Source organism: Vibrio sp. Vb1554 (genome assembly GCF_033344235.1).
In genome coordinates, this window is sequence record NZ_JAWPOJ010000401.1 from 1 (window position 1) to 1,092 (window position 1,092).

Annotated in this window: 1 protein-coding gene; it reads right to left on the minus strand. The window is 46.5% G+C overall.

Annotated features, from left to right (window positions below; all coding sequences use genetic code 11):
* Positions 1 to 146: 146 nt before the first annotated feature.
* The coding region (locus R8N28_RS26610; protein WP_318183840.1) for a family 1 glycosylhydrolase at positions 147 to 1,092 on the minus strand (946 nt) is incomplete at its 5' end.

Here is a 1,092-nt window from a genome sequence, read left to right on the forward strand (position 1 = left end):
CGTGCTGCAACTGTTGTGATTCGTCGTGAAGATGGTGGCGAAATAGCGGTTTAATCTCATCGTGTATTAAGACCTTAAAACTCAAGCCCTGCAATTGCAGGGCTTGATGTTTAGGCTTGTGTTTCGCTGTCATTCACATAAGTGCGTTAGCGTTTTAACGAACCACCTGCGGTACGAATCACATCCTGATACCAGTAGAAGCTCTTTTTGCGTTTACGTTCTAAAGTACCTTGTCCATCATCGTGACGATCAACGTAGATATATCCGTAACGCTTGCTCATTTCTGCCGTTGAGTTGGCTACTAAATCAATCGGCCCCCAACTGGTGAAACCCATTAATTCAACGCCATCAAGAATGGCTTCGTGCGCTTGCACTAGGTGATCGTTGAGGTAGGCTATGCGGTAGTCATCTTGAATTTCGCCATTTTCGTCAAATTCATCTCTCGCTCCCAAACCATTTTCCACGATAAAGAGCGGCTTTTGGTAGCGATCGTGCAAGAAGTTCAGCAAAATACGCAGACCTTTGGGATCGATCAACCAGCCCCATTGGCTCTTTTCCAAATATGGATTTGGCACGCTCTCAACAATATTGCCGACTTCCTTCTGTTTCGGATCTGCGCTCGCACAGCCACTGGCGTAGTAGCTAAAGGAGATAAAGTCGACCCTGGCCGAGGCGATGTCTTCTAAATCGCCGTCTTCCATCTGGATCTCGATGCCATTTTCACGGAAATAGCGCTTCATATAACCAGGATACTGACCACGAGTTTGCACATCACCGAAGAACAACCACTTGTTGTTTTCATGCATGGCGGCTAACACATCATCAGGGTTGCAAGTGTATGGGTAGTTCATGGCACCCAGTAACATGTTGCCGATTTTGCCATTCGGTACAATTTTCTGGCACAGCTTCACCGCTTTAGCATTCGCCACCAATTGATGGTGAATCGCTTGGTAAATCTGTTGCTCTGTTGCGTCTTCTGGCAAACCAACCCCAGTAAATGGTGCATGCAGAGACATGTTGATTTCGTTGAAGGTAAGCCACAGTTTGACCTTATCTTTGTAGCGTTCTAACACGGTTTTAGCGTAACGCTCG